Below are 23,658 nucleotides of genomic sequence, written 5' to 3' on the forward strand. Positions count from 1 at the left end.
TCGAGAAATCGTGGCTATCGTTGCTTGATTTACCAACAACGACTATCGGCTCCTTTATCGCATCTTCGATTATGTAGCCAGCCCAACAAGGTCGGACTCAGTCACGATGCGGCGTGATTGGCCATATGCCGCTCGCCCTGCAGCGGTTTTGAGCTCGGGAAACAATTCCAGGATCTCCAGCCGCTGCGCATTGCCGATGCCTTTCAGCGACGTGTCATCGGGATGGAAGGTTTCAGTCCAGACGCCGTTGCTCAGCACCACCTCGTGCCGGTCGCACATGAAGTGGATGTAGGTCGTGCCGCTGGACTGCACGGTATGCACCCCTTGCGCGGCCAGATGCTTGGCCGCCACGAGAACCTCGCGCTCGCTGTAGCGGACGGAAACCCGGCTGTTGGTGACAAGGACACGGTGGTTCGGCGACACCATCATGTCCCGTTCCGGCAGGCCCTTGCCCAGCGAGCCCTGCTGGATGAACACCGGCAGCAGATGCGGATCGGCCTGGAAATCGTGCAGGAACATCTGGGTCTTGCCGACCCAGCGGACGGTCTGGATGCCGTTGTCGCGGGTGACGACACGATCTCCGACCGAGATCAGTTCCACCGGGACCTCGCCGCGCTGCGTGGTGATCAGCGTGCCCGGGGTGAAGCACGGCGTGGCACGTGGCGCTCGCTCCCCGCTCAGGACATCGATCTCTGGCTGGAAAGCGTCATCCGATTTCATGACCCTCTGCTCCCGTCACACGATACCCGCGTAGACCGCGGGCCGGTCCATCCTGCATACTGTCCGGCCCCGGTACGAGAAAAGCAGAAAATTGTTGTTAAACAAGGGCAACACAGGCGGAATTCAACCCAAGCGTGTGGTCCATCCGTCTTGGCCGCTGCGAAGGGCGGCAAGCGGTATCGAAAGTCCGGAATGGCACCCTGAACGAGACGTCGCAAAGCCCCATAGGCACGCATCTTTCAATCTGGGCGTGTATGAAAGACCCCCTCTCCCCGGGTTCGCTAGATCGTGCCGCTCAACCGTCTGTTGATCGGCAGTTGAATGCCGGATCGAAGGATGACAAGCGATCCCCCCGCGATGCGGTGTTTCCAGTTTGGCGCGCAAAAAAGCAGATCCAGGCAGAATGGAGCAAGCCGCGCAAAACGCCATCGAATCGGTGCAGATCCCGGACGTGGCTCCTTGTGGTGCCCGAGGCGAGACTCGAACTCGCAAACCTTGCGGCGGAGGATTTTGAATCCCCTGCGTCTACCATTCCGCCACTCGGGCCACCGCATGCGGGTCTATCGCCTCGGCCCGCCGCCGTCAACGCGTCACAGGTTGTCGGTCTGGAACGTGTCGCAATCAGCCATCTGGCCCGATTGCAGCCCGATCATGAACCAGCGCGACCGCTGTTCCGAGGTGCCGTGGGTGAAGGTGTGCGGCATCGGACGCTGGCCGGCGTTCCGCTGCAACGTGTCGTCCCCGATCTGGCGCGCCGCATTGACCGCCTCTTCCAGGTCGCCGCGCTCGACCACGCCCAGGGTCTGCGCCGCCTCGCGTGCCCAGATGCCGGACAGGCAGTCGGCCTGCAACTCGATCCGGACCGAGATCTCGTTCGATTCCGCCTGGCTGCCCTGCTGGCGGATCTGGTTGGCCTTGCCGAGGATGCCGAGCTCGTTCTGGACATGGTGCCCGATTTCGTGGGCGACGACATAGGCTGCCGCGAAGTCGCCACCGGCGCCAAGCCGCTGGTGCAGGGTCGTGAAGAAGGCGGTGTCCAGGTAGACCTTCCTGTCGGCCGGGCAGTAGAACGGCCCCGTCGCCTCGGAGGCGCCGCCGCAGGCCGAACGGGTCGCCTCCTTGAACAGGACCAGCGTCGCGGGCTGGTAGGTCCGGCCGAGCTGTTCCTTGAAGAGGCGGGTCCAGATTTCCTCGGTGTCGCCGAGCACGACCGACACGAACTCGCCCTCGGCCTGGTCCTCTGCAGTCATCTCGACCGGGGCGCCGCCTGCGGAGGACGGGTCACCCGTGCCCAGGAGCTGACTGGGATCGACCCCTAGGAACATGGCGATGAGAAAGACGATGATGGCCCCGCCTCCGCCGATCCCGGCAACCTGGCCAGCCCTGCCGCCGCCCATCCGGCGCCGGTCCTCGATGTTGCTGCTGCCCCTGCGCCCGCGCCATTCCATGTCGTCACCCCTTCCCGCAGCCGATGTGTCCACAGTGGACCATCCGGCTTACCCAATAAGAATCAGCAGGTTGCCCGCGGCCGTTCATGATTCCTCAACCAGGTTCCCCGGGACCCCGGCACAAATCCTATCCGCAGCTCCGTCGGTTCGGAAGCGCGAATGCACGCTTGCGTGCGACGGGAGGCAAGCCCCTTTCCCTTTCTGCGCCCCGCACCTATGGTCGCGGCGCATCCGTGAAGAGCAGACGCATGACCCTGACCCGTCCGACCCTGATCCTGATCGCCACCCTCGGCTCTGCGGCCATGCTTGGCGGCGCCTTCGCGTTCCAGTACATCGGCGGGCTCGCCCCCTGCCAGCTGTGCCTTTACCAGCGCTGGCCGCATGCGGCGGCGATCCTGATCGGGATCGCGGCCTTGGCGACGGGCTGGCGAAGCCTGGCCTGGGCCGGCGCGCTGGCGGCGCTGGCGACGGCGGCGATCGGGGTGTTTCACGTCGGCGTGGAACAGTTATGGTGGGATGGGCTGGCAACCTGCACCGCGGGGTCGATCACCGGCATCCCGACCGCCGACCTTCTGGATCCCAGCAAGGATGTTGCGGCGGTGGTGCGCTGCGACGAGATCGCCTGGTCGCTGTTCGGCATCTCGATGGCGGGATGGAACGTTATCCTGTCGCTGGGCCTTGCTGCGACATGGATCCTGGCGGCACGCCGGGGCTGAGGCCGGAAGCGGGGGCGCTTCGCCCCCCGCACCCCCCGAGAGTATTTGGAAAAGGGCAAGCCGCAGAGGGGGTTCTGCGGCGATCCTGATCTAGTCCGACGCGGCCGGCCCGGCACAGAGTCGGGCGTGTTCCTGGATCGCGAAACGGTCGGTCATGCCGGCGACATAGTCGGCGACCACGCGGGCCAGCCGGGTTTCGTCGGTCGCGGCGGCGACATCGGCCTGCCATTCGGGCGGCAGGAGCCCGGGCTGGCGCAGGAACAGCGGGAAGAGATCGTCGATCATCCGGGTGACCCGCGCGCGTTCCTGCATGACGGAAGGCGCGCGATACATGCGGTGGAACAGGAAGCTGCGCACCGCCTTGAGGTCCTGGTAGAGGGGTTTGGAGAAGCGGATCACCGTCGTGCCCATGTGGCGGATCTCGTCCACCGACCTGGGCTGCGCACTGGCCAGCCGGTTCTGGGCCACGGCGATCACATCCTCGACCATGCGCCCGAAGACGCGGCGCAGCGCCTCGTGCCGGCGGCGCATCTTCTCGAGCCCCGGATAGAGGCGGTCCACCTCCTCGAAGGCGGGGCCGGTGACGGGAAGCTCCACCAGGTCTGCCTCGGTGAAGAGGCCCGAACGCAGGCCGTCGTGCAGGTCGTGGTGCGAATAGGCCACGTCGTCGGCGATGGCGGCGACCTGCGCCTCGGCGCTGGCATGGGTGTCAAGTTCGAGATCCCACTGGGCGTTCACCTCGGCCAGCGCATAGGGCAGCGGTCCGTCATGCTTGCGGTCGGCATTGGGGCCAGTGACGGGCCCGTTGTGTTTTGCAATGCCTTCAAGGGTTTCCCAGCTGAGGTTCAACCCGTCGAAATCGGCGTAGTGCCGTTCCAGCCGGGTCACGATGCGCAGTGCCTGGGCGTTGTGGTCGAAGCCGCCATAGGGCGCCATGAGCCGTTCCATGGCGTCCTCTCCGGTATGGCCGAAGGGCGTATGGCCAAGGTCATGTGCCAGCGCGATCGCCTCGGCGAGATCCGTGTTCAGGCCGAGGACCCCGGCGATGGTGCGCGCGACCTGCGCCACCTCGATCGTATGGGTCAGACGGGTGCGGTAGTAGTCGCCTTCGTGTTCGACGAAGACCTGGGTCTTGTGTTTCAGCCGCCGGAAGGCCGAGGAATGGATGATCCGGTCGCGGTCCCGCTGATAGGGCGACCGGAAGGAAGAGAGCCGCTCGGGCCACTGACGCCCACGGCTTTGATCGGGCTGGCAGGCGAAGGGGGCGAGCATGGGCTGTCCTTGTGAGGCACGGTCAGGTTCCATATATTCGGAGCGGATGCCGATGGATACGGGAACAGCCATGGAACTCACGCTTCCTCCCAGGGTGACCGACCGGGCCTTCGCCCGGTTGGCCGAGATTGCCGCGGCCACGGGCGAGGCGCGCCCCCTGCGGGTAGCGGTGGACGGCGGCGGATGTTCGGGGTTCCAGTATTCGATCACCCTGGACGATCCCGCGGCCGACGACCTTGTCCTGGAAAAGGACGGCCAGCGCGTGCTGGTGGACCAGGTCAGCCTGCCCTTCCTTGCGAATGCCGTGATCGACTTCACCGACGAACTGATCGGTGCGCGCTTCGTCGTGGAAAACCCCAACGCCAAGTCCAGCTGCGGCTGCGGAACCAGTTTTTCGCTTTAGCGCCCCTCGCCGCGCTGCCGCATCGCGCTAGGTTCAGCGCTCTCACGGCGCGAGGGACGATCATGCGAGTACTGATGCTGGGCTCGGCGCCCATGGCGGCAGAGGCGGCGCGCTGGCCGCGCGAGCCGTTCGACCTGGTGCTGGCGATCAACAATGCCTGGCGGATCCGGTCGGACTGGGACGTGGCGATCCATCCGTATGACTTTCCGGCAGAGCGGCAGGCGGTTGCGGGACCGGGCCAGCGCATCGTGACCGAAGCCGAGTTCGTGCCGGCGCAGAATGAATACGGCGGTTTTGTTTACGCTGGCGCAACAATGGCGTTCACAGCCGCTTACTGGGCATTGCACGCGCTGAAGCCGGAGGTCATCGCGGTATTCGGCTGCGACATGCAGTACCCGGCCTCGGGGCCGACGCATTTCTATGGCTCGGGGACGCCCGACCCGTTGCGGCAGGATGTGACGCTGCGCTGCCTGGAGGCGAAGGCGGCTCGGCTGATGCTGCTGGCGGCGCGGCAAGGGTGCGCGATGGTCAACCTGTCCACCGGGCCAGCGCGGCTGGTGTTTCCCCGCCTCAACCGGGCCAGGTTGCCTGATGCGCGACCGATGCAAGGCGATGAGCCGATAGTGGAGGCGGCGTTGCGGCGCGAGGCGGAGCTGGGCTACCTGGTGGCCTCGGGGCGCTACTGGGAGGAGGAGGAACGGTTCGACGTGGCCGAACTGGACCGGCTGGATGCGCTGTGGCTGCAAGCAGCCGCGGTGCCGCTGCGCCGGACGGCTTGAGCCGGGCGCAGAGGGAGCCTAGGGTCGCAGGAGTCGGAGGATCCGGGCATGAAGCTGGCGACGTTCAACATCAACGGGATCAAGGCGCGGATCGAGGCCTTGCAGCTCTGGCTGGATGAAGCCGCGCCGGATGTCGTCTGCCTGCAGGAGATCAAGTCGGTGGACGAAGCCTTCCCGCGCGATCTGTTCGAGGGTCTGGGCTACCGGGTCGAGACGCACGGGCAGAAGTCGTTCAACGGGGTGGCGATCCTGTCGAAGCTGCCGCTGTCGGACGTGCGGCGGGGCTTGCCTGGGGACGAGAGCGACGAGCAGGCGCGCTGGATCGAGGCGGTGGTGGAGGTCGGGCGACCGCTCAGGGTCTGCGGGCTCTACCTGCCGAACGGGAACCCGGCACCGGGGCCGAAGTTCGACTACAAGCTGGCCTGGATGGCGCGGATGGAGGCGCGGGTGCGCGAGCTGCTGGCGGCGGAAGAGCCGTTCGTCTGCCTCGGGGACTACAACGTGATCCCGCAGGCGGTGGATGCGGCGAAGCCGGAAGCCTGGGAGACGGACGCGCTGTTCCTGCCGGACAGCCGGGCGGCGTTCCGCCGGATCGCGCATCTGGGGCTGACGGATGCCGTGCGGGTGCGCGATGCAGCGCCGGGGCTCTACACCTTCTGGGACTACCAGGCCGGCGCATGGGAGCGGAACAACGGCATCCGGATCGACCACGTGATGTGCTCTCCGCAGGCGGCGGACCGGCTGGAGGGGGCGGGCATCGACAGGGCGGTGCGGGGGAGGGACAAGCCGAGCGACCATGTGCCGGTCTGGGTGGAGATCGCAGCCTGAGCGGAGCGTGTCCACGGTGGACAGAGCCCGTTGCACGCCTGTTATCAATGCCTTGGTTGCGGACGTCAGGGAATTGGAAAGGTTTCCGGTCCGCTGTTCGGGTGGCGGGCCCGTGTCGAACTGAACGCCTTCGGCGCAATGCTTTTGTCTCGCCTCTGGCGCGAACGCCAACCGGCTCGGGCCGCGTGGGTGCTTCGCCCCCGGCACCCCGAGAGTATTTTTGAAGGGGCAAGAGGGAGCGTTGAGGGCCGGGATGGGGGGAAGTAGAGGCGAACCCGGGCCTAAGCGGTGCTTTGCGTCACGTCGTGGCCGTAAAGCCAGTCGAACCGGGCGAGCATCGCGCCGGGGGAGACCCGCCCGAAGAGCCTGAGGCCGGCGTGGCCGATCAACCGGGGCAGGCCCGACAGGTGATAGGCGCGGGCATTGGCGTTGGCGGCGGCGACGATGCGGCTGGTGCGGGGCTTGCGCGCGGCCTGGTAGGCGGCCAGCGCGGCGGCGGGGGTGTCGTGGCGGGCGAGGCTGTCGGCGAGAACCCAGGCATCCTCGAGCCCCATGCTGGCCCCCTGCGCGAGGAAGGGCAGCGTCGGATGCGCGGCATCGCCGAGGATCGCTACCCCGCCCTGCCCCATCGGCCTGACCCAGGTTGCGGCGACCTCATGGCGGAAGAGGCCCCAGAGCCAGGGGTCCTCCACCCGGTCGAGCCAGGCGCGGACCCGCGGAGAAAAGCCGGCGAAGGCAAGCCGCAGGTCCATCGGATCGTCGCGCAGGGTCCAGCTTTCCTCGGCCCATTTCGCGCGTTCTTCCACGGCGACGATGTTGCGCAGGGCACCGCCGCGCAGCGGATAGCTGACGAGGTGCCGGCCCGGCCCCATGTGAACCTCGGCCACAGGCGCGGCGCCTGGGTCGCCGGGGATCACGGCGCGCCAGGCGACCTGGCGGGTGAAGAAGGGCGTCTCGGGACCGTTCAGCGCCGCGCGGATCCGCGAGTGCAGGCCATCGGCCCCGATCAGCAGCGGCGTCTCGATCCGCTCGCCCCCTTCCAGCACCACGACCGGCCGGGCGGCGGACAGCTCGACCGCCTCGATCCGGGACAGCAGCCGCAGGGTGACGCCCGCCTCCTGCGCGGCGGCCAGAAGCAGGGCGATCAGGTCGGCGCGATGCAGGAAGTGGTAGCCCTGTCCGGGCCGCAGGCGCGCAAGGTCAAGACGGGTGACGGGCTCGCCCGTGGGCCCGTCGATCAGTTGAACCGCCTCGGCGCGGATCGAATGTGCGTCGAGTTCGGCCTGGAGGCCAAGGGCGCGCAGGACGCAAGCGCCGTTCGGCGAGACCTGGAGACCCGCCCCCACCTCGCGGATCGCGTCAGCCTGTTCGAGGACGGTCACCTGCGCCCCGTGCAGCGCCAGCGCCCGCGCCACGGCCAGCCCGGCAACGCCGGCCCCGACAACGGTTGCGGATTGGCCGATCAAGGACATCGTTCACCCCCGACATGACAACGCCGGACCATGGGCCCGGCGTCAAGTGCGCAAACGTCGCGATGCATCAGTCGTCGCGATGGACCTTCTCGCGCCGTTCATGCTTTTCCTGGGCTTCCAGCGTCATCGTGGCGATCGGGCGCGCATCGAGCCGCTTGAGGCTGATCGGTTCCCCGGTCACCTCGCAATAGCCGAACTCGCCGTTCTCGATCCGGCGCAGCGCGGCGTCGATCTTGGCGACCAGCTTGCGCTGGCGGTCGCGGGTGCGCAGTTCCAGCGCGCGATCGGTCTCTTCCGATGCGCGGTCGGCGATGTCGGGCACGTTGCGGGCCGACTCCTGCAGGCTGTCGATGGTCTCGGCCGACTGTTCCAGAAGTTCCTGCTTCCAGGTCAGCAGCTTGCGGCGGAAATATTCCAGCTGACGCTCGTTCATGAACGGCTCGTCCTCGGCGGGACGATAGTCGTCGGGCAGGAAAACCTCGGCCTTCATCGAAACTCTCTCCTTCGTGCCGGATCGCTCCGACAGGTGGGCTTCTGTCATGGACGCGCTCCTGTTGCGCGGGCATGTATCGCAAGCCCGGACGATTGTCACTAGCGGTTGCGACATTTTCTGGGCGTGGGTAGGGTTTGCCGGTGGCACGGAAACAGGATGTTGAAAGCGCGATGAAATTTGCCTCGACGGAAAGCTATGTCGCCTCGGACGACCTGGCGCTGGCGGTGAATGCGGCGGTCAGGCTGGAGCGGCCGCTTCTGGTCAAGGGCGAGCCGGGGACGGGCAAGACCGAGCTTGCGCGGCAGGTGGCGGGGGCGCTGGGACTGCCGCTGATCGAATGGCATGTGAAGTCCACGACCAAGGCGCAGCAGGGGCTTTACGAATACGACGCGGTCAGCCGGCTGCGCGACAGCCAGCTGGGCGAGGCGCGCGTGCACGACGTCCGGAACTACATCCGCAAGGGCAAGCTCTGGCAGGCCTTCGAGGCCGAGGGCCGCGTGGTCCTTCTGATCGACGAGATCGACAAGGCCGACATCGAGTTCCCGAACGACCTGTTGCAGGAACTGGACCGGATGGAGTTCCACGTCTACGAGACGGGCGAGACCATCCGCGCCAAGGCCCGGCCGGTGGTCATCATCACCTCGAACAACGAGAAGGAGCTGCCGGATGCCTTCCTGCGGCGCTGCTTCTTCCACTACATCCGCTTTCCCGATCCCGAGACGCTGGCGGCCATCGTCCGGGTGCATTTCCCCGACATCAAGGACCGGCTGCTGACCGCGGCGCTGACGCAGTTCTACGAGATCCGCGAGGTGCCGGGGCTGAAGAAGAAACCCTCGACATCCGAGGTGCTGGACTGGCTTCGGCTCCTGCTGGCCGAGGACCTGGCACCGGAGGATCTGCGGAAGGATGCGAAAGGCGCCCTGCCCCGGCTGCATGGCGCGCTGCTGAAGAACGAGCAGGACGTGCAGCTGTTCGAGCGGCTGGCCTTCATGGCGCGGGGGCAGCGCTAGTCCTTCAGGCGGACCCGGACCTCGGTGGTCCAGGCGTCGGGGGGCGTATCCGGCCCGTCGTGGTAGAATTCCAGCCGCGCGGCGAAACGGTCGCCTTCGGGGATCGGCTCCATGTCCCAGACATGGCCGCGGACCGGGGCCCAGAGGTTCAGCATGACCATGACATCGTAAAGCTCGTCCGGGTGGCCCTGGTGGGTCAGCGTGATGTAGCGCCCGGCGGGCAGGGTGTCGGCCTCGAGCCCCGGCGGGACGGGCGTGCCGGGGGCGACCTGCGCCCCGAAGGACATGCGCATGGTGCCCTCCATGTCGATCACGTCATAGCGGAAGAAGGCCGGGCCGGTCTCGGCGATTCCGTGGCGGGTGAGGCTGTGGAGCACCTCGCCCAGGATCGCGGCGCCCTCGCTGTCGAGGGTGGCCATGGTCAGGTCGGCCCGGCGCAGAAGGACCGGCTGGGCGGCAAAGGCGGCCACGCGGGGCAGCGTGATCCGGCCCCTGAGGTCGCGGACGGGCATCATGGCGCAGCCTCGCGCGGCGCATCGGCATCATGGCGGCGGCGGGCCTCGGCAAGGTCTTGCGCGACGTCCGAGATCCGGGCGGGCGGCAGGGTCGGATAGACCGAGCCGATGCCATGCAGGCGCAGGAGCAGGTCTTCAAGGATCGCGAAGCTGGAGAGCCAGCCGCCCTGGTGGCCGCGCCAGTTTTCCTCGTCCGGGAAGCCGGTCTGGAGAAACTGCATGCGCGTGCCCTGCCCTTCGGGCGTGAAGCGCAGCGAAATGACGGATTGCACGCCGAACTGCGGGAAGAGGTAGGAAAGCACGAGCCGGTGGTCCGGCAGGATCTCGTGATAGGTGCCGTGGATCCAGTGCGGCTGGCCGTCCTTCTCCATGTTGAAGCGCCAGGTGCCGCCCGGGCGGAAGTCGATCTCGCAGGTGGCAAGGTGGTGGCCTTCCGGCCCCCACCAGGCCGAGACGAGGCGCGGGTCGGACCAGAGCGCGAAGGCGAATGCGGGGGTGGCGTCCAGATGGCGGTCCAGCGCCAGAAGGTTCGGGTGGGTCATTCGGCGGGCTCCTCGAACAGGCGGGCGCGGGCGGCCTGAAGATCGCGGGCGACACCGTCGAGGTGGGTCTTTTCCGGCAGCTTGGGCCAGATCGTCCCGACGCCGTGCATCGCCAGCAGCGCCTCGCCCATGACCTTGAGCGCGTTCGGCCAGCCGCGGGCGTGGTCGCTGCGGGCCTGGGCGTCGGGAAAGCCGGTCTGCAGGAAATCGACCCGCGTGCCCTCGCCTTCGGGGCTGAGTTCGACCGAGATCACCGAGAAGAAGTCGGTCCCGCGGAAGTGGTAGGAATAGACCAGCCGGCGGGCCGGTTGGACCTCGTGATAGGTGCCGCAGACATGTTCGGTGATCGCGCCATTGACGTTGCGCAGCGACCAGTTGCCGCCCGGACGGAGATCGACGGCGACATCATGGGCGCGAAACCCGAAGGAAGAGCCGAACCAGTGCCGGATCAGCTCGGGCCGGGTCCAGATCGCCCAGACCAGGCCAGGGGGGCCGGCGAAGCTGCGCCTCAGGCGCAGGGCATTTTCGCTATTGTCGTCCATTCTTCGCAGCCTCCTCGTTCAGCCGGGCAATGAGCGCATCCATCCGGTCGAAGGCGCCCTCCCAGTACTTGCGGTAGTGGTCGATCCAGGCGCCGGCCAGTTGCAGCCCCCGCGGATCCAGATGCACCGGGCGGGTCCGCGACACCCGCTCCCGCCGGATCAGGCCGGCCTCTTCCAGCACCTTCAGGTGCTTGGAAATCCCGGGTTGCGACAGCCGGTTCGCGGCGACCAGCGCCGTCACCGACTGCGCACCCTCGGCGATCTGGGACAGGATGGCACGACGGGTGGGATCGGCCAGCGCCAGGAAGGTGCGTGACAGGGGATCGCTCATTCCATCTCCCATTGGTTATATTTCTATTTGGTAATACTTTGGACGATCCGGCGCAAGCCGAATCACCTCCTCGGCGGAAATCTCTGTGCCGCCGGCCCACCGCGGCGGTGATGCCTGTAACAATGCGTGAGCGATAAGGATAAATCCTGCGGCTCGCACAACTTCAACCGCGATGGGTAGTAGGCGGAAAATCATCGGTTTTTGCCGAATTGACTCCGAGCCGTCCGCGACCGGACACTTGACGTGCCCCGAAGCTGCCCCGGGGTGCTGCCAGACAGGTCCTGCCGATGCGCCTGCCCCTTCTTCTTGCCGCGCTCTGCGCGGTAGCAGCCTGTGGCGAACCCGCCCAGGTCTCGAAAGGTGGCCCGACCGAGGAGATGGGCGTCGGCTTCGGTGCGCCGGGCGGCTATCGGCTGGCACCGGTGGCGGACACCGGCAGTTCGCTGACCCGCGACTTCATGGACCTGACCTTTGCGATGGAAAGCGGTCGGTCGCTGCAGACCTTCAGCCGCTTCGAGGGGCCGGTGACCGTGGCCATGACCGGGTCCGTTCCCGCAACCGCGTCCCGCGATCTGGCGGCCCTGCTTGGCAGGCTGCGCTCCGAGGCGGGGATCGACATCGCCCAGACTTCCGGCCCGGCCGCGATCACCGTAGAATTCACCGGCCGTTCCGAACTGCGACGGCTGGCGCCGACGGCGGCCTGCTTCGTCGTGCCCAACGTCGGCTCGCTGGCCGAGTTCCGCCGCAAGCGCGGCACGGACGCGGTGGATTGGGCGCTGGTCACCCGGCGCGAGAGGGCGGCGATCTTCATTCCTGCCGACACCAGCCCGCAGGAGATCCGCGATTGCCTGCACGAGGAACTGGCCCAGGCGCTGGGCCCGCTGAACGACCTCTACCGGCTGACGGACAGCGTGTTCAACGACGACAACTTCCACTCGGTCCTGACCGGCTATGACATGGCGATCCTGCGGCTGACCTATTCGCCGCAGATCGCCAGCGGGATGAGCCTTGCCGAGGTCGCAGCACGACTTGGCACGGCGCCGGTCGCGCGGTCGGGAACGTCGCCGGACTGGATCCGCGAGATCGAGACGGCGCTGGGTAGGACCGGATCGCCCGCAGCGCGCAAGGCGGCCGTCATCAGGGCGCTGGCGCTGGCCGAGGCGGCAGGCTGGCAGGACAACCGGCTGGCCTTCAGCCACTTTGCGCTAGGTCGCCTGATGGCCGCAAGCGATCCGGCGCGGGCGCAGGACGCCTTCCGCCGCGCTGCCGGTATCTACTCCCGCCTGCCGGGCGCGGAGCTGCACCTTGCCCATGTCGACATGCAGATTGCCGTGCTGGCACTTGCCGGCGGCCTGCCCGAAGAGGCCGTGCGGCTTGCCGACCGGGCAATTCCGGTGGTGCGGCGGCATGACAATCCGGCGCTGCTCGCGTCGCTGATGCTGGTCAAGGCCGAGGCGTTGGAGGCGCTCGGCAACCCGGCCGCTGCGGCGGCGCTGCGCATGGACAGCGCGCCCTACGCGCGCTATGGCTTCGGTTCGGAAGGCATGGTGCAAAGCCGGATGCGCAAAGTTGCAGCGGCGGCAGAAAGCGCCGAACGGGGCTGAGAGGGCGCGACACGGCATGCGCCCTGGAAATGGGGCGGCATGTTCGTGATCGGCGGATTCCTTGTTGGCGCAATCGGCGGCGGTCTTCGGGCCAGGGCGCGGGGCGGAAAGCCGGCGGACATCCTGCAATACGCTTTCGTCCACGGGCTGATCTTCGCGATCATCGGCCTGTTCCTGACCATCTACCTCGACCGGATGTTGCGGGTCTGATGCCGGCGCGGGGTGCGGCAGTCCGAAGGCCAATACCGAGGCGCCCGGAAAGGGCCCGGCCGGATGACCTGGCAGGCACCGGGGGCTGAGCGGTGTTCCTCCCGTTCTTCCAGACCCTCAGGGAAGAGGCGGTGCCGGTCTCGCTGCGCGAGTTCCTGTCCTTTCTCGAGGCCATGGCGGCGGGGCTGGTGATCTACGACCCCGAGGGCTTCTACCACCTGGCCCGGCTGACCCTGGTCAAGGACGAACGCCACATCGACCGTTTCGATCGGGCCTTCGCCCGCGCCTTCGCGGGGCTCGAGGCGGTGACGGCCGAACAGGTCCTGGCGGCGCTGGACCTGCCGCCGGACTGGCTGGAGAAGCTGGCCGAGCGGCATATGAGCGCCGAGGAACGGGCGGCGATCAAGGCGCTGGGCGGGTTCGACAAGCTTATGGAGACGCTGCGCCAGCGTCTGGCCGAACAGAAGGGCCGGCACCAGGGCGGCTCGAAATGGATCGGCACCGCCGGGACCTCGCCCTTCGGCGCCTGGGGCTACAACCCCGAAGGCGTGCGCATCGGGCAGGAGGAAAGCCGGCACCGCCGCGCGGTCAAGGTCTGGGACCGGCGCGAGTTCCGCAACCTCGACGGCGACGCCGAGATCGGCACCCGCACGATGAAGCTCGCCCTGCGTCGTCTGCGCCGCTGGGCGCGCGAGGGGGCGGCCGAGGAGCTGGACCTCGACGGCACGATCCGCGCAACGGCGGCACAGGGCTGGCTGGACGTGCAGACCCGGCCGGAACGACGGAACGCGGTGAAGGTGCTCCTGTTCCTCGACATCGGCGGGTCGATGGACCCCCATGTTCGGGTGATGGAGGAGCTGTTCACCGCCGCGAAGGCCGAGTTCCGGCATCTGGAGGTCTTCTACTTCCACAACTGCGTCTATGAAGGGCTCTGGCGCGACAACCGCCGCCGCTGGGACCACCAGACCCCGACCTGGGAGGTGATCCGCACCTATGGCGCGGACTGGCGGCTGATCCTCGTCGGCGACGCGGCCATGTCGCCCTACGAGATCACCCATCCCGGCGGCGCGAATGAACACTGGAACCGCGAGGCGGGCGAGGTCTGGCTGCGCCGGCTGCGCGCACAGTGGCCGCATCACCTGTGGATCAACCCGGTCGAGGAGCGGGCCTGGGGCCATACACGGTCCACCGCACTGATCCGAGAGATCTTCGAGGGACGGATGGTGCCGATGACGCTGGACGGGCTGGCGCGCGGGATCAGGGAGTTGCGATGAAACGGTTTCTGGACCTGTGGCGCGCGCGGCCGGTGCTGGGCTCGGCCTTCCTTATGGCCTGCGCGGTGACGCTGTTCTTCGCCGGGCGACTGACGGTTTTCACCGTCTATTGGGCCACCCATCGCGAGGTGCCGGTGCAGGGCTGGATGACCGTGGGCTATGTCGCGCGGTCCTGGGGCCTGGACCCGCGCGCGCTGGACGCCGAGGCCGGCCTGCCCCCGCCCGAGGTCAAGGGGCACCCGCAGCCCCTGGCCGAGATCGCCAAGGCGCGCGGCGTGCCGGTGACCGAGGTGATCGCCGAGGTCGAGGCGGCCATTGCCCGGCTGAAGGCGCAAGAGGCGACGGAATGACCGACTGGCTGCTGGGCCTGGTGCCACAATACGGGCTGTGGCTGCTGGCGGCGACGACCTTCCTGTCCTGCCTCGCGCTGCCGATTCCGGCCTCGATCCTGATGCTGACGGCGGGGGGCTTCGCGGCGGCGGGCGACCTGGTGCTGTGGCAGGCCTTCGCGGCGGCGGCGGCGGGGGGGATCGCGGGGGATCAGCTGGGCTATTGGGCAGGCCGGGGCCTCGGGGCGGCGGTCCTGTCGCGGCTGCGCGCAGATCCGGCGCGCGACCGGCTGCTGGCCAGGGCCGATGCGATGATGGACCGCAGGGGGCTGGTCGCGGTGTTCCTGACGCGATGGCTGCTCAGCCCTCTGGGGCCTTACGTCAACCTGGTCGCCGGCACCGCGCGCTATGGCTGGATGCGCTTCTCCCTCGCGGGGGTAGCGGGCGAGGCGGTCTGGGCGGGCCTTTACGTCGGCACGGGCTATGGTTTCGCCGGAAACATAGCAGCGGCGAACCAGGCGATCGGCTCGGCGCTGGGCATGATCGGCGGCGCGGGCGCGGTCGTGGCGCTGGGCTACTGGCTCTTCGGGTCCGCCACAGGACAGGCGGCTTTGCGCGACCGGAACGGCTGACTATATTGCGGCGATGAGCAAGCTCCTCCTCCCCCTGGTCCTGGTCGTCGGCTACGCGCTTCTGATGATGCGCTTTTCGGTCTGGCGCACGCGGAAGATGCTGGAAGAGAACTCGCGGCCGCTGACCGACCCCTCGATAACGCGGCTTGCCGACCGGATGGCCGCGGCGCTGGGCATCCCCGGGATCGAGGTCAACGTCTTCGAGGTGGACGCGGTGAATGGCCTGGCCTCGCCGGACGGGAGGATCTACCTCACGCGCGGGTTCCTGAACCGCAAGGCGCGGGGCGAGGTGACGCCCGAGGAACTGGCCTCGGTCATCGCGCACGAGATGGGCCATGTGGCGCAGGGCCACATGCGGCGACGGATGATCGACTTCACCGGGCAGAACGCGGTCTTCGTGATGCTGTCGGCGATTCTGAACCGCTTCCTGCCCTTCATCGGCATATGGATCGCCAACCTGATCTCGACCGCACTGATGGCGCGGCTGTCGCGGCGTGACGAGTTCGAGGCGGATGCCTGGGCCAGTGCGCTTCTGATCAAGTCGGGCATCGGCACCGGGCCGCAGAAAAGCCTGTTCCGCAAGCTCGAGGCGCTGACGCAGAACCGGGCCGAGGGCATCCCGGCCTGGCTCCTCAGCCACCCCAGGACCGAGGAGCGCATCGCCGCCATCGAGGCGAACGAGGCGCGCTGGCTCGGGTAACATTGGCAAAGCCCGGCCCAGGCTGTAGGACGGCGGGGCGACCGCTGCGGGGGGCTGGATTTGGGAACGATCGACGGGCTGCCGCCGTTGCGCGAGGTGATCCGGGCGCATGACCTGGTGGCGAAGAAGCAGTTGGGGCAGAATTTCCTGCTGGACCTGAACCTGACCGCCAAGATCGCGCGGGCGGCGGGCGACCTGACGGGCTGCGACGTGCTGGAGGTCGGCCCCGGCCCCGGCGGCCTGACGCGGGGGCTTCTGGCCGAGGGCGCACGGCACGTGGTGGCGGTGGAGAAGGACGCCCGCGCCCTGCCCGCCCTGGCCGAGATCGCGGCGGCCTGTCCGGGGCGGCTGACGGTGCTGCATGGCGACGCGCTGGAACTGGACCTGGCGCAACACCTGACGCCCCCGGTCAAGATCGTCGCCAACCTGCCCTACAACGTGGGCACGGAACTCCTGATCCGCTGGCTGACGCCCGAGACCTGGCCGCCCCTGTGGTCCAGCCTGACGCTGATGTTCCAGAAGGAGGTGGCCGAGCGCATCGTCGCAAGGCCCCGGACCGAGCATTACGGGCGGCTGGCGCTTCTGGCCCAGTATCGCTGCGAGGCGCGGATCGTGATGACCCTGCCGCCCGAGGCCTTTACCCCCGCGCCCAAGGTCCATTCCGCCGTCGTGCAGCTGACCGCCCTGCCCCAGCCGCTATACCCTTGCGATTTCGGGGTGCTGCAACGGATCACCGCCATGGCCTTCAACCAGCGCCGCAAGATGCTGCGCGCCAGCCTGAAAGGCCTGCACCCCGAGATCGGGACGCTTCTGGACAGCGTTGGCATCCCGCCGACCGCTCGGGCCGAGGAAATCGGGCTTGAGGGATTCTGCGCCCTGGCGCGGGCGGTGGCCGAGGATTGAGCGGCCATTGGCCTAGCCGGATCCCGGCGCCGCCCCCCCCGCAAGGCCGAGATCCAGCGCCGCGCCCAGCATTTCCAGCCGGATCGGCTTGGCAACGACTGCAGAGAACCCGCGGCCGAGGTAATCCTCGACCTGATGAGTCATCACGTTCGCCGTCACCGCAACCGCGCGTGGCAGGGGTTTTCCAAGCGCGCGCGCAAGATCGTTCAGCGCATGCAGGGTCTCTATCCCATCCATGACAGGCATCGCGATATCGAGCAGCACGGCATCGAAATCCTCGCCCCGGAAGCGTTCGAGCGCCTCGGAGCCGTGTTCCACGATCACGGCCTCCACCCCCAGCGCCTGCAGCATGCTGTGAAGGATGATGCGATTGGTGGCATTGTCCTCGGCCGCCAGCACCCGGATTCCGGGAAGGCGCAGCGAGCCGTTGTCGTCGCTGCGCTCTGCGGCGCGGTCGAGGACCGGGACCTTCAGCCAGACGCGGGCCGTCACGCCCTGCCCCTGAACCGAGGTCAGTGCCACGTCCCCGCCCATCAGCCGCGCCAGCCGCCGCACGATGGGCAGGCCGAGACCGGTTCCGACATGGCTGCGACGCGATCCACCCATGCCCTGCGAGAATTCATCGAAGGCCCTGGCGATCTCGGCCTGCGACATGCCGATTCCGGTGTCGCTGACCCGGATGACGATCGCGTCGCGATCCGCGCAGTCGATCTCGACCCTGACCTCGCCCCGGTCAGTGAACTTCAGCGCATTGCCGATCAGGTTGTGCAGGATCTGGATCAGCCGCTTCTCGTCGCCGAGCCGGATCTCCTCGGCCGATCCCCCGATGCAGCGCGCCTGGAGCCGGATACCTCTTTCGTCGGCGGCGACCTGGTGCAGGGCGGTGACACGGAACAGCACCTCGGCCAGTCGGATCGGCCGCGGGTCCAGCACCATGCGCCCCGCCTCGATCTTGGCGAGGTCGAGAATGTCGTTGATGACACCCAGAAGATGCTCGCCGGAATCGCTGATGACCCGGACCATGGCCTGTTCGGTCGGATCGGTCAGCCGGCCGGCCAGCACCGCCGCCATGCCGAGCACGCCGTTCAGGGGCGTGCGGATCTCGTGGCTCATCGCGGCCAGGAAATCGGACTTGGCGCGGTTCGCGGTTTCGGCGGCGGTCATCGCGGCGCGCAGGCGGGCCTCGGCCTCCATCTCGTCGGTGATGTCGGTGAATGTGCAGACCACGGCCAGATCGGTATCCGCCGCGGAGAGCCGGGCCGAGGTGACCGCTACGCAACGGGTTTCGCCCGAAGGCCAGATCAGGCGATGACGCAGCTCGTGCATGCCCGGCTGTCCGGCCAGCGCGCGCACCACGGGAAGATCGGCACGGTCGAGAGGTTCGCCCGCCAGGCCGCAGACCGAGGCGGAGTCGAGCAGCGCAAGCAGGCTGTCTCCGGCATTGACCGTGCGCCCCAGGACCCGGGCCGCAGCAGCATTGGTGAAGAGCACGCAGCCCGTTCCGTCCACCACCACGATGCCCGAAACCGAGGCCTCCATCACGCGCGCCAGGGTGTCGCGTTCGCGGGCCAGCGCCGCCTCCAGCGCCTTGGCCGGCGAGATGTCGAGGTTGATGCCGCTGGTGCGGACCGGCCGGCCCTCGTCGTCCCATTCGGACACCTGCGTCCGGGTCAGCACCCAGACCCAGTGCCCGAAGCGGTGCCGCAGGCGCACCTCGTGCTCGACCTGCCACTGGCCCGCATCGAAACTGTCCCGCTCGTGGGCGATGAGATCCCTGGCATCATCGGGGTGCAGCATGCCGAGCCAGCCTTCCAGCGGCAGCGGGTTCAGCTCCACCGCCTCATAGCCGAGGATCTCGGCCCAGCGGTCGCTGACCAGGGTGACGCCGGTGCGCAGATCGTGTTCCCAGGTGCCGACCTGGGTGCCGTCGATCACCTGGCTGAGCTTCAGTTCGGCCTCGGCCTGGGTCGAGACATCCAGCGTGATCCCCGAGATCCGGCGCGGGCTGCCATCGGCCCAGCGAAGCGCGACATGGCCCCGCGTCAGCAGCCAGAGCCAGCCTCCGTTCGCGTGCCGCATCCGGCAGCGCAGGGAAAAGTCGTCGTGCCCCTCCAGGAAGACCTGCCGCTGCACCGTCACCACGGCCTGACGGTCCTCGGGATGGATCAGTTCGATGAGGGCGTCGAGACCCACGGTCTGGTCCAGCCCCAGCATCGCGCCCCAGCGGTCGTTGATGGCGCTGAAGCCCTGCCCCGCGTCCCAGTCCCAGACCGCGATCTCGCCGCCATCGACCACCTGCTGCAGGCGCCGGTCGGACAGGCGGCGCGCGGTCACGTCCTCGTAGAGCCCCACCGTCTCGCGCGCAGGCGTCGCGCGCTCGCGCACCCAGATCAGACGGCCGTCGGCGAAGGCATCCTCGTTGTCCCAGACCTCGGTCAGCGGCCGGTTCAGACGTCGCTGGAGATTCTCGTCGTCGCGCTCGCCCGGCGCGCCGAAGACGCCGCGCTCGATGGCAGCGCGCAGCAGGTCGTCATACAGCGCGCCTTCGCAGATCAGGTCGGCGATGCGGCTGAACACCCGGACATAGGGCGTGTTCCACAGGACCAGCCGGTCATCCGCATCGAAGATGGCAAAGCCGTCGTCGAGCGCCTCGATCGCAGCGAGGAGCCGCGCCTTCGTCGCGGCAAGGGCCTGACTTTCGGCCTGCAGCGCGGCCTCCTTTGCGCGCACCTCGGTCACGTCCTCGATCAGCGACCAGACCAGCCGCCGCCCGTCTGGATCGACGCTGAGAAAGCAGCGTACGATGGCAGGGAAGGCCGTTCCATCGGCGCGGCGGAACCGTGCTTCGACTGGACCGTAGCTGCTGGTCGCCTTGAGCGAGGCCACCGACTGTTCGATAACCCAGGCACTTTCCTGCGGCAGGATCCGTCGCACATCGACATCACCGCCGGCCTGCGGATCCAGCCCGAAGATCTCGCGGAAGGCGCGGTTTCCGTCCAGAACCAGCGCGGTGTCGAAATCGTTGACCAGGATCGCATGCGGGCTCATCTCGAAGAAGGCGGTGAACTGGCCCTCGCGGAACGACAGCATCTCGCTGGAGCGGTCGGCCGCCGAGATGTCGCGGATCACAGCCAGCAGGTTGCCCGGCCGCCCGTCGCTGCTGGCGCTTTGCATCCGCACGATCGAGACCTCGTATCGGTGCGGGGTGACCAGAGTTGTCATTCCCACCCGGCGGGTCACGACGCTGTCCTCAGGCAGGGGCTGGAAAATCTCGGATTTCAGCACCTTCGCCAGGGGCTCGGGCAGGATCTCGTGCACCGGGCAGCCAATGCCGGCACGGACGAGGCTGGACAGCCAGGGCAGCTTGTCGCTGTGGCAGGCGACAATCTCGCCGCTGGGGGCGAACTCGATCACCAGATCAGGCAGCGCGTTCAGGGTGGCGGCAAGGTGGATGCGGCTGTTGACCTCGGCCCGAGCCGCTTCGCTGCGCATCAGAACCGAGGATACCGCCCGGCTGATCGAGCGCAGCAGCAACACCGCGTCCCGGGTCATCGCGCGGTCTGGCTCGGCGCTGTCGAAGCCGATTACCCCGATAAGGCGCGAGCCGTCCATCATGGGCACCATGAGCGTGGATCGCACCCCGATGCCGATCAGGAAGTCCCTCTCGGCCGAGCCTTCCGGCAACTGGTCGCGGTCGCTCACCATCACGGTGCGGCCGGCGACGAACTGGCGGTGCCAGTCCGGGTTCCAGTCGGCCGGCTTTCCCTGCAGGAAGGGTTTCAGCGCCGGCACACCGTCTGCAACCCATTCGTGGGTGTTGCTGTAACCGCTGCGATCGTCATGGCGGAACAGGAAGGTGCGGTCGAAGCCGAAGGCTGCGCCGATCTCGGCCAGCACCGCGTCGATCTCGCGGTCCATGGTGTCGGCACTGACGTCGAGCAGCCGGTTCATCAGCTCGACCGCGCGGAATTCCAGCCGCGCGGGTTCGGCGGTCACGGCCTCAGGCTGCCCAGAATGGTGCATGCGTCCTCAATCCCAGCCCGTCGACTATCCGCCAGAAGTTGAGGCCCCGCAAGCCTGCTCGACCAGAGGCCATGTCAGCCCCAGAGACCGAGCGGGGTCAGCGCATGGCCGGGAAAGACGAGACCCGGATCGGCAAGGCGCAGGTGTCCGGTCAGCAGCTCGGACAGCACGTCCCGGTAATCCGTCACCACTGCAAGATCGGCGCCTTCGTCCAGATCCGCGTTGGCCAGGCCCGGCCAGCGCCCGATCATCCGCCCGCCCTTCGCCTGCGGGCCAAGCACCAGCATCACGTTGCCCCGCCCGTGATCGGTGCCCCCGCTGGAATTCGAGACCATTCGGCGGCCGAACTCGCTCATCACCACGACCGAGACATCCTGCTGCCACGGCCCCAGATCGCGCCAGAAGGCCATGAGCGCCTGCGACAGGGCGCCGACCTGGGCGGGGAAATCGGCGGCCTGGTTCACATGCGTGTCCCAGCCGGGGAAATCCACCGTGGCGATGCGCAGGCCCAGATCCTCCTTGATCGTCCGCGCCACGGTCATCAGCGGGCCGGACAGGGGATTGCCCTCGGGGTATTCGACACTTGCGGCATAGGTCCGCAGCGCCTGATCCTCGGTGGACCAGAACCTGCCCCGCACCAGATCGGACAGCCCGATCAGATCGGCAATCGGCCGTTGCAGGGCGCCATGCGCGCCGAAACCCGTCGCGAGCCGCCGCTGGAGGAGGTCGGACAGCCAGTGCCCCTGCGCCAGCACCAGATCGGCCAGCGTCTCGGCCACCGCGGCATCCACACCGATCAGGCTGGCCGGGCGCACCGCCCCGACCGCCAGCGCCGGCATCGGGCCGCCCGGTGCCACGGCGCGCAGCCAGCGGCCGAGCCAGCCGGAGGCATCGTTGAGCGAGGCCTCTGCGCCGAATATGCCGCGCTCGATCCGCGCCTCGGCGTCGAAATGGCTGCGGGTGGCCTCGGGAAGCCCGGCGGCATGGATCAGCGACAGATCGCCTGCGTCGTAGAGGTCGGCAAGGGCCGCGGCCGCCGGGTGGAAGCGGAAATCCACATCGGCGATGTCCTGCGCGATGGTCCGCCCCGCGCCGTCGCCCTTGCGCAGGACGCGCAGGTCCTCGGGGCGGGCGGCGATGAAATCCGGGTCCGAGGCTGGCGAGACCAGCGCCAGCCCGTCCGCCCCGCCGCGCAGGAAGACCACCACCAGGATCGGATCGCGGGCCATGGGCGCACCTATCGCAAGAGGAATTCGGGGGTCAGCGCAGCGAAGGCCACGGCCGACTGGCCGAGGCCCCGGCGATCCTCGGGCGAAATCGCGTCGAGCGGCGCGGAAGGGTCGATCCCGAAGGCGCGCGCAAGGTCGGCGGCGATGCCCTCCCCCTGCCCCGGCGCCAGCGTATCGGCATGCTGCGCAGCGAAGTCTCCGACCGTCGCCGCATCGCCGACGGGTCGCGCAAGGTCGGCGGCGGCAGCTCCGAACCAGTCCTCGAAGCCCGAAATCGCCAGATCGACCATGCGGTTGAGCGTGCTGGCGCCAGTCCACGCCCCGATCCGGTCGGGATGTCCGGTCGGCGGGCCATAACTGTGCTGACGCCATCCGGCCCGACCAAGCTGCCAATGAAAACCGTTTTCACTGGCTGTCACTTCGGCGTCTGTTGCACGGTAGATGGCCGCAAGAAACTCGAAGGGCCGACGCAACTTGGATGGCGGAGCGGCGAACTCCGGCGACAGGACCAGGACGCGGATCACCCGGGCGATCTGATCGGGCGCCTCGGTCTGGGCGAGGAAGGTTTCGGCCATCCGCTGCACAAGGCCGGCGGGCGGATCGTCGGAGAGAAAGCGGCGGGCCAGCTTCTCGCAGACGAAGCGCGCGGTGCCGGGGTGGCGGGCGAGGATGTCGAGCACCTCCTCGCCATCGGCGAGCGGGCCGCGATTGGGCGGGAACTCGCGCCCGAGCACGCGCTTCTGATAGGGGTCGTGCCAGCGCGCGACATAATGCAGCCGTCCGGTGCGCGGGGCCTCCTCGCCCTCGGCCAGCCAGCGCCCGTCGCCGACCGACCAGCCGGTGAAGGCGCGTGCCACCTCGTAAACATCGAGGTCGAGATAGCCCGCCGCCAGCCCCTCGGTCGCGCCGGGCACCTCGCGCCAGTCGGAGAAGCGGTCGTTCAGGTAGTTGCCGGCGCCGAGCGTGTGGAGTTCCAGAAGCTCGCGCGCGAAATTCTCGTTGGCGGGCGAGGCGCGGCTGTCGGCGTTGTTGAGGTAGTAGAGCATGGCCGGGGCCGCCGCTACTTCGCCCAGAAGGCTGCGGAAGTTCCCCAGCGCATGGGCGCGCAGGCTGCGGTCGTAAAGCGCGAAGGGGGCAGCAGTCGTATGGTCCTTCTCGGAATTCACGTTGAAATGGTCGTGCCAGAACTGGGTGACCATCTCGCGCAGTTGCGCCTCGGCATGGACGGCGCGGATCAGCGCGGCGGCGATGACCTCCTGCGCGGGGCGCATGCGTTCGGAATATTCCATCGCGCGGCCGGGCTGCCATTCCAGAAGCGGCACGATCGCCTCGGGTTCGGCGGACAGGAAGGAAAGCGGGCGCAGCTCGTCCCGCGCCTCCCAGCGTCCGATGTCGTCCTCGCCGGCGTCATAGGCAATTCGGAGACGCGCCCTGGCCAGCCGGTCGGCCAGGGCGGTGTCGTCCTCGGGGCGCAGGGTCAGTTGCTGCTCCAGCCAGGCCTCGCGCCCGAGTTCGGCGATCTCGGCCCGCGCGGCGGGCGAGGCGCCGAATGTCAGACGATTCAGCCATAGGTCGTCGGTGGCAGGTGCCGCGGCCCGCGCCCCCGTGGCAAAGGGCAGCGTGCCGGCGGCCAGGGCCGCGACGAGCCGGGTATGGAACATGCGCCGTGTCAGCATGGGCGTG

At 68.2% G+C, this 23,658-nt stretch carries 24 protein-coding genes and 1 tRNA gene; 12 read left to right on the forward strand and 13 right to left on the reverse strand.

Annotated features, from left to right (window positions below):
* Positions 1-69: 69 nt before the first annotated feature.
* From FL625_RS01940 to ypfJ, 3 genes are all read right to left on the reverse strand, one after another.
* Positions 70-720 (reverse strand): Hint domain-containing protein, encoded by a 651-nt coding sequence (locus tag FL625_RS01940; RefSeq protein WP_149586940.1) that lies wholly within the window; start codon positions 718-720, stop codon positions 70-72.
* A gap of 462 nt (positions 721-1,182) precedes the next feature.
* Positions 1,183-1,266 (reverse strand) — tRNA-Leu (locus FL625_RS01945).
* 44 nt (positions 1,267-1,310) lie between these two features.
* Complete coding sequence (ypfJ, locus tag FL625_RS01950; RefSeq protein WP_149586941.1) at positions 1,311-2,168, reverse strand: KPN_02809 family neutral zinc metallopeptidase; 858 nt, start codon at positions 2,166-2,168, stop codon at positions 1,311-1,313.
* Positions 2,169-2,422: 254 nt separating this feature from the next.
* On the opposite strand from ypfJ, the gene FL625_RS01955 reads away from it, so the two are divergent.
* Positions 2,423-2,884 (forward strand): disulfide bond formation protein B, encoded by a 462-nt coding sequence (locus FL625_RS01955; protein ID WP_149587155.1) that lies wholly within the window; start codon positions 2,423-2,425, stop codon positions 2,882-2,884.
* Between the two features lie 90 nt (positions 2,885-2,974).
* On the opposite strand, the gene FL625_RS01960 is transcribed toward FL625_RS01955, so the two are convergent.
* Positions 2,975-4,156 (reverse strand): deoxyguanosinetriphosphate triphosphohydrolase, encoded by a 1,182-nt coding sequence (locus tag FL625_RS01960; RefSeq protein ID WP_149586942.1) that lies wholly within the window; start codon positions 4,154-4,156, stop codon positions 2,975-2,977.
* Between the two features lie 70 nt (positions 4,157-4,226).
* Between FL625_RS01960 and FL625_RS01965 the strand changes: the two genes are divergently transcribed.
* The 3 genes from FL625_RS01965 to xth all read left to right on the forward strand — a co-directional run bounded on the left by FL625_RS01965 (position 4,227) and on the right by xth (position 6,166).
* Complete coding sequence (locus FL625_RS01965; RefSeq protein ID WP_149586943.1) at positions 4,227-4,559, forward strand: HesB/IscA family protein; 333 nt, start codon at positions 4,227-4,229, stop codon at positions 4,557-4,559.
* Positions 4,560-4,621: 62 nt separating this feature from the next.
* Positions 4,622-5,338 carry a hypothetical protein gene (locus tag FL625_RS01970; protein WP_149586944.1) on the forward strand — a complete coding sequence of 239 codons (717 nt, stop codon included), beginning with the start codon at positions 4,622-4,624 and terminating at the stop codon, positions 5,336-5,338.
* Between the two features lie 48 nt (positions 5,339-5,386).
* A complete protein-coding gene (gene xth / locus FL625_RS01975; protein ID WP_149586945.1) occupies positions 5,387-6,166 on the forward strand; it encodes an exodeoxyribonuclease III in 780 nt (259 codons plus the stop codon).
* A gap of 281 nt (positions 6,167-6,447) precedes the next feature.
* Here the strand turns inward: xth and FL625_RS01980 are convergent, their stop codons facing one another.
* Positions 6,448-7,638, reverse strand: coding sequence for an FAD-dependent monooxygenase (locus FL625_RS01980; protein WP_149586946.1), 1,191 nt, complete (start codon positions 7,636-7,638; stop codon positions 6,448-6,450).
* A gap of 67 nt (positions 7,639-7,705) precedes the next feature.
* On the reverse strand, positions 7,706-8,128 hold the full coding sequence (gene dksA / locus FL625_RS01985; protein WP_200833862.1) for an RNA polymerase-binding protein DksA: 423 nt from the start codon (positions 8,126-8,128) through the stop codon (positions 7,706-7,708).
* A 173-nt stretch (positions 8,129-8,301) separates the two neighbouring features.
* Between dksA and FL625_RS01990 the strand changes: the two genes are divergently transcribed.
* Complete coding sequence (locus FL625_RS01990) at positions 8,302-9,141, forward strand: AAA family ATPase (protein WP_149586948.1); 840 nt, start codon at positions 8,302-8,304, stop codon at positions 9,139-9,141.
* Here FL625_RS01990 and FL625_RS01995 read toward each other — a convergent pair.
* Genes FL625_RS01995 through FL625_RS02010 form a run of 4 tightly spaced genes read right to left on the reverse strand, consistent with a single transcriptional unit; the run spans position 9,138 to position 11,071 of the window.
* On the reverse strand, positions 9,138-9,656 hold the full coding sequence (locus FL625_RS01995; RefSeq protein WP_149586949.1) for a GyrI-like domain-containing protein: 519 nt from the start codon (positions 9,654-9,656) through the stop codon (positions 9,138-9,140). The two genes, FL625_RS01990 and FL625_RS01995, sit on opposite strands and share 4 nt — an antisense overlap.
* Positions 9,653-10,198 carry an SRPBCC family protein gene (locus tag FL625_RS02000; protein WP_149586950.1) on the reverse strand — a complete coding sequence of 182 codons (546 nt, stop codon included), beginning with the start codon at positions 10,196-10,198 and terminating at the stop codon, positions 9,653-9,655. Before FL625_RS02000 ends, FL625_RS01995 begins: the two co-directional genes overlap by 4 nt.
* Entirely contained in the window at positions 10,195-10,740 is a 546-nt protein-coding gene (locus tag FL625_RS02005; RefSeq protein WP_149586951.1) for an SRPBCC family protein, read from the reverse strand. The genes FL625_RS02000 and FL625_RS02005 overlap by 4 nt, the downstream gene beginning before the upstream one ends.
* Positions 10,727-11,071 carry an ArsR/SmtB family transcription factor gene (locus FL625_RS02010; protein WP_149586952.1) on the reverse strand — a complete coding sequence of 115 codons (345 nt, stop codon included), beginning with the start codon at positions 11,069-11,071 and terminating at the stop codon, positions 10,727-10,729. Before FL625_RS02010 ends, FL625_RS02005 begins: the two co-directional genes overlap by 14 nt.
* A gap of 287 nt (positions 11,072-11,358) precedes the next feature.
* On the opposite strand from FL625_RS02010, the gene FL625_RS02015 reads away from it, so the two are divergent.
* From FL625_RS02015 to rsmA, 7 genes are all read left to right on the forward strand, one after another.
* Positions 11,359-12,675: a DUF2927 domain-containing protein gene (locus tag FL625_RS02015; RefSeq protein ID WP_149586953.1), complete on the forward strand. Its 1,317-nt coding sequence runs from the start codon at positions 11,359-11,361 to the stop codon at positions 12,673-12,675.
* Between the two features lie 39 nt (positions 12,676-12,714).
* A complete protein-coding gene (locus tag FL625_RS18190; protein WP_200833851.1) occupies positions 12,715-12,885 on the forward strand; it encodes a hypothetical protein in 171 nt (56 codons plus the stop codon).
* Between the two features lie 92 nt (positions 12,886-12,977).
* Positions 12,978-14,159: a vWA domain-containing protein gene (locus tag FL625_RS02020; protein ID WP_149586954.1), complete on the forward strand. Its 1,182-nt coding sequence runs from the start codon at positions 12,978-12,980 to the stop codon at positions 14,157-14,159.
* On the forward strand, positions 14,156-14,509 hold the full coding sequence (locus tag FL625_RS02025) for a hypothetical protein (protein ID WP_149586955.1): 354 nt from the start codon (positions 14,156-14,158) through the stop codon (positions 14,507-14,509). Before FL625_RS02020 ends, FL625_RS02025 begins: the two co-directional genes overlap by 4 nt.
* The gene (locus tag FL625_RS02030) at positions 14,506-15,120 is read left to right on the forward strand and encodes a DedA family protein (protein ID WP_149586956.1); all 615 of its coding nucleotides are present in this window, start codon (positions 14,506-14,508) and stop codon (positions 15,118-15,120) included. Before FL625_RS02025 ends, FL625_RS02030 begins: the two co-directional genes overlap by 4 nt.
* Positions 15,121-15,133: 13 nt before the next feature.
* Positions 15,134-15,820 (forward strand): M48 family metallopeptidase, encoded by a 687-nt coding sequence (locus FL625_RS02035; protein WP_149586957.1) that lies wholly within the window; start codon positions 15,134-15,136, stop codon positions 15,818-15,820.
* Positions 15,821-15,880: 60 nt separating this feature from the next.
* Entirely contained in the window at positions 15,881-16,723 is an 843-nt protein-coding gene (gene rsmA, locus FL625_RS02040; RefSeq protein ID WP_149586958.1) for a 16S rRNA (adenine(1518)-N(6)/adenine(1519)-N(6))-dimethyltransferase RsmA, read from the forward strand.
* A 12-nt stretch (positions 16,724-16,735) separates the two neighbouring features.
* Here rsmA and FL625_RS02045 read toward each other — a convergent pair whose 3' ends face one another.
* The 3 genes from FL625_RS02045 to FL625_RS02055 all read right to left on the reverse strand — a co-directional run bounded on the left by FL625_RS02045 (position 16,736) and on the right by FL625_RS02055 (position 23,651).
* The gene (locus FL625_RS02045) at positions 16,736-20,719 is read right to left on the reverse strand and encodes a PAS domain-containing protein (RefSeq protein ID WP_160147712.1); all 3,984 of its coding nucleotides are present in this window, start codon (positions 20,717-20,719) and stop codon (positions 16,736-16,738) included.
* Positions 20,720-20,820: 101 nt separating this feature from the next.
* The gene (locus FL625_RS02050) at positions 20,821-21,975 is read right to left on the reverse strand and encodes a DUF1501 domain-containing protein (protein ID WP_149586960.1); all 1,155 of its coding nucleotides are present in this window, start codon (positions 21,973-21,975) and stop codon (positions 20,821-20,823) included.
* A gap of 8 nt (positions 21,976-21,983) precedes the next feature.
* Positions 21,984-23,651, reverse strand: a complete 1,668-nt coding sequence (locus FL625_RS02055) for a DUF1800 domain-containing protein (protein ID WP_149586961.1) — start codon at positions 23,649-23,651, stop codon at positions 21,984-21,986.
* Positions 23,652-23,658 lie beyond the last annotated feature (7 nt).

Source organism: Tabrizicola flagellatus (genome assembly GCF_008271465.1).
In the GTDB taxonomy this organism is placed as follows: domain Bacteria; phylum Pseudomonadota; class Alphaproteobacteria; order Rhodobacterales; family Rhodobacteraceae; genus Tabrizicola; species Tabrizicola flagellata.

Excerpts from the sequence above, each read along its gene's own strand:
- FL625_RS02015 (WP_149586953.1), top strand. The coding sequence starts at position 11,359 with ATGCGCCTGCCCCTTCTTCTTGCCGCGCTCTGCGCGGTAGCAGCCTGT.
- FL625_RS02010 (WP_149586952.1), bottom strand. The coding sequence starts at position 11,071 with ATGAGCGATCCCCTGTCACGCACCTTCCTGGCGCTGGCCGATCCCACC.
- dksA (WP_200833862.1), bottom strand. The coding sequence starts at position 8,128 with ATGAAGGCCGAGGTTTTCCTGCCCGACGACTATCGTCCCGCCGAGGAC.
- FL625_RS01970 (WP_149586944.1), top strand. The coding sequence starts at position 4,622 with ATGCGAGTACTGATGCTGGGCTCGGCGCCCATGGCGGCAGAGGCGGCG.
- FL625_RS02035 (WP_149586957.1), top strand. The coding sequence starts at position 15,134 with ATGAGCAAGCTCCTCCTCCCCCTGGTCCTGGTCGTCGGCTACGCGCTT.
- FL625_RS02030 (WP_149586956.1), top strand. The coding sequence starts at position 14,506 with ATGACCGACTGGCTGCTGGGCCTGGTGCCACAATACGGGCTGTGGCTG.
- FL625_RS02050 (WP_149586960.1), bottom strand. The coding sequence starts at position 21,975 with ATGGCCCGCGATCCGATCCTGGTGGTGGTCTTCCTGCGCGGCGGGGCG.
- FL625_RS02025 (WP_149586955.1), top strand. The coding sequence starts at position 14,156 with ATGAAACGGTTTCTGGACCTGTGGCGCGCGCGGCCGGTGCTGGGCTCG.
- ypfJ (WP_149586941.1), bottom strand. The coding sequence starts at position 2,168 with ATGGAATGGCGCGGGCGCAGGGGCAGCAGCAACATCGAGGACCGGCGC.
- FL625_RS01940 (WP_149586940.1), bottom strand. The coding sequence starts at position 720 with ATGAAATCGGATGACGCTTTCCAGCCAGAGATCGATGTCCTGAGCGGG.
- FL625_RS18190 (WP_200833851.1), top strand. The coding sequence starts at position 12,715 with ATGTTCGTGATCGGCGGATTCCTTGTTGGCGCAATCGGCGGCGGTCTT.
- FL625_RS02055 (WP_149586961.1), bottom strand. The coding sequence starts at position 23,651 with ATGCTGACACGGCGCATGTTCCATACCCGGCTCGTCGCGGCCCTGGCC.
- FL625_RS01980 (WP_149586946.1), bottom strand. The coding sequence starts at position 7,638 with ATGTCCTTGATCGGCCAATCCGCAACCGTTGTCGGGGCCGGCGTTGCC.
- FL625_RS01995 (WP_149586949.1), bottom strand. The coding sequence starts at position 9,656 with ATGATGCCCGTCCGCGACCTCAGGGGCCGGATCACGCTGCCCCGCGTG.
- xth (WP_149586945.1), top strand. The coding sequence starts at position 5,387 with ATGAAGCTGGCGACGTTCAACATCAACGGGATCAAGGCGCGGATCGAG.
- FL625_RS01960 (WP_149586942.1), bottom strand. The coding sequence starts at position 4,156 with ATGCTCGCCCCCTTCGCCTGCCAGCCCGATCAAAGCCGTGGGCGTCAG.
- FL625_RS01965 (WP_149586943.1), top strand. The coding sequence starts at position 4,227 with ATGGAACTCACGCTTCCTCCCAGGGTGACCGACCGGGCCTTCGCCCGG.
- FL625_RS01990 (WP_149586948.1), top strand. The coding sequence starts at position 8,302 with ATGAAATTTGCCTCGACGGAAAGCTATGTCGCCTCGGACGACCTGGCG.
- FL625_RS02005 (WP_149586951.1), bottom strand. The coding sequence starts at position 10,740 with ATGGACGACAATAGCGAAAATGCCCTGCGCCTGAGGCGCAGCTTCGCC.
- FL625_RS02000 (WP_149586950.1), bottom strand. The coding sequence starts at position 10,198 with ATGACCCACCCGAACCTTCTGGCGCTGGACCGCCATCTGGACGCCACC.